This window comes from Mycobacterium sp. E136 (assembly GCF_001666865.1).
Taxonomy (GTDB): Bacteria; Actinomycetota; Actinomycetes; order Mycobacteriales; family Mycobacteriaceae; genus Mycobacterium.
Map to the genome: position 1 here is coordinate 1 of NZ_LZJE01000141.1, position 1,819 is coordinate 1,819.

1 protein-coding gene and 1 pseudogene are annotated in these 1,819 nt (G+C 65.0%); one reads left to right on the forward strand and one right to left on the reverse strand.

Annotated features, from left to right (window positions below):
* Positions 1 to 365: pseudogene (locus A5698_RS29370) on the reverse strand (condensation domain-containing protein); the annotation flags it as partial.
* Between A5698_RS29370 and A5698_RS09340 the strand changes: the two are divergent.
* A partial coding sequence (locus A5698_RS09340; RefSeq protein ID WP_502688898.1) for a condensation domain-containing protein occupies positions 349 to 1,819 on the forward strand: 1,471 nt, incomplete at its 3' end. The pseudogene A5698_RS29370 and the gene A5698_RS09340 overlap by 17 nt on opposite strands.

Genomic DNA, 1,819 nt, shown 5'->3' on the forward strand with positions numbered 1-1,819 from the left:
GCGCGTACCGGCACGGTGTTGATCAGGAGTCCGACCATGGATTCGGCGCCGGACACATCGGCGGGTCTACCCGAAACGGCGCTGCCGAAGGCAACGTCGTGCTGGCCGGTCAGCCGCATCAGCAACTGAGCGAACCCGGCCTGCAGCACAGTGTTGACGGTCGTATGACAGGAGCGAGCCAGCTCGATGACGGACTTCGTCGTCTTCTCCGACATCCGATACGATTTCACGCCTCTGGCGCCCAGTCGCATTCGTTGGGGCTGGCTCAGCAGGGTCGGGGTGTCAAAGCCGGCAAGTACAGCTCCCCAGGCGACGCGCGCCGCTTCAAGGTCCCGCTCGGCCAGCCACGTGACATACCTGCGGTACGGGGTGGTCGATGAGGGTGTCGGGGTGGTGGTGGCGACTCCGATCATGCGGTGGTTGGCCGGTGTTGAGGGTCGGGTTGATCAGTTCAATCAGTCGGTGGTGGTGTCGGCTCCGGCGGGGGTGTGCGATGCCGATGTGGCGGTGGTGTTGCAGGCGTTGGTGGATCGGCATGCGATGTTGCGGGTTCGGGTGGTTGACGACGGCGCTGGTGGGTGGTCGTTGACGGTGCCCGAGGCGGGTTCGGTTCAGGTGGGGGCGTGTTTGCGCACCGTGGAGGTTCTCAGCGATGAGGCGCTGGTGGCGGCGCGCTCGCGGTTGGACCCGGCGGCCGGGGTGATGTTGAGCGCGGTGTGGGTCAGTAGCACCGGGCAGTTGGCGTTGGTCATTCACCATTTGGCCGTTGATGGTGTGTCGTGGCGGATTTTGTTGGAGGACTTGAACATCGCGTGGGCTCAGTATCGCGGTGGGCAGCCGGTGCAGTTGCCCGCCGGGGGGACCTCGTTTGCCCGGTGGTCTGCGTTGTTGGCTGAGTATGCCGGTACTGCGCAGGTGATCGAGCAGGCCCCGGTGTGGCGTCAGGTGGCCGGGGTGGCGGCGGTTCTGCCCGCGGTGCGACCCGAGTACGACACCTATGCCAGTGCCGGGCAGTTGTCGGTGTCGCTGGACACCGAGTTGACGGCGATGTTGTTGGGGCAGGTACCCGCGGCGTTTCATGCCGGCATCAATGACATCTTGGTGATCGCGTTGGGGTTGGCGTGTGCGCAGTTCGTGGGCCTCGGGGCGGGCCCGATCGGTATCGATGTGGAAGGACACGGTCGTCACGACGAACTAGCCGCCGATGTGGACCTCTCGCGCACCGTGGGCTGGTTCACCACGAAATATCCGGTGGCGCTGAGTTTTGGGGGACTGTCGTGGTCACACGTGATCGCCGGTCACCCCGGCCTGGGAAGGGTGGTCAAGGACGCCAAAGAGCAACTGCGCGCGCTGCCGCATCCGCTGACCTACGGCCTGCTGCGCTATGTGAACGGTGAGGTCGACCTGCCCGAACAGGACCCGCCCATCGGTTTCAACTACCTCGGACGACTCGGTGCCACACCACAATCCGGGGCCGAGGAATTATGGCGGATCGGTCCCGACGGCGTGTCGTTGACCGGTGCGGTTGCCGCAGTACCCATCACATTGGCCCACACCGTCGAACTCAATGCCGGCACCCTCGATACCGACACCGGCCCCCAACTGCACGCCACCTGGACCTGGGCGCCCACCGCACTCGATCACGAACAGATCAACCGACTGAACCGCCTATGGATCCAGGCCCTGGCCGGCATCTGCACCCACGTCCAAGCCGGCGGCGGCGGACTGACACCGTCTGACATCACCCCAGCCCGACTCACCCAAGACCAAATCGACGAACTCACCCAACACCACGACATCGCCGACATCCTGCCACTGA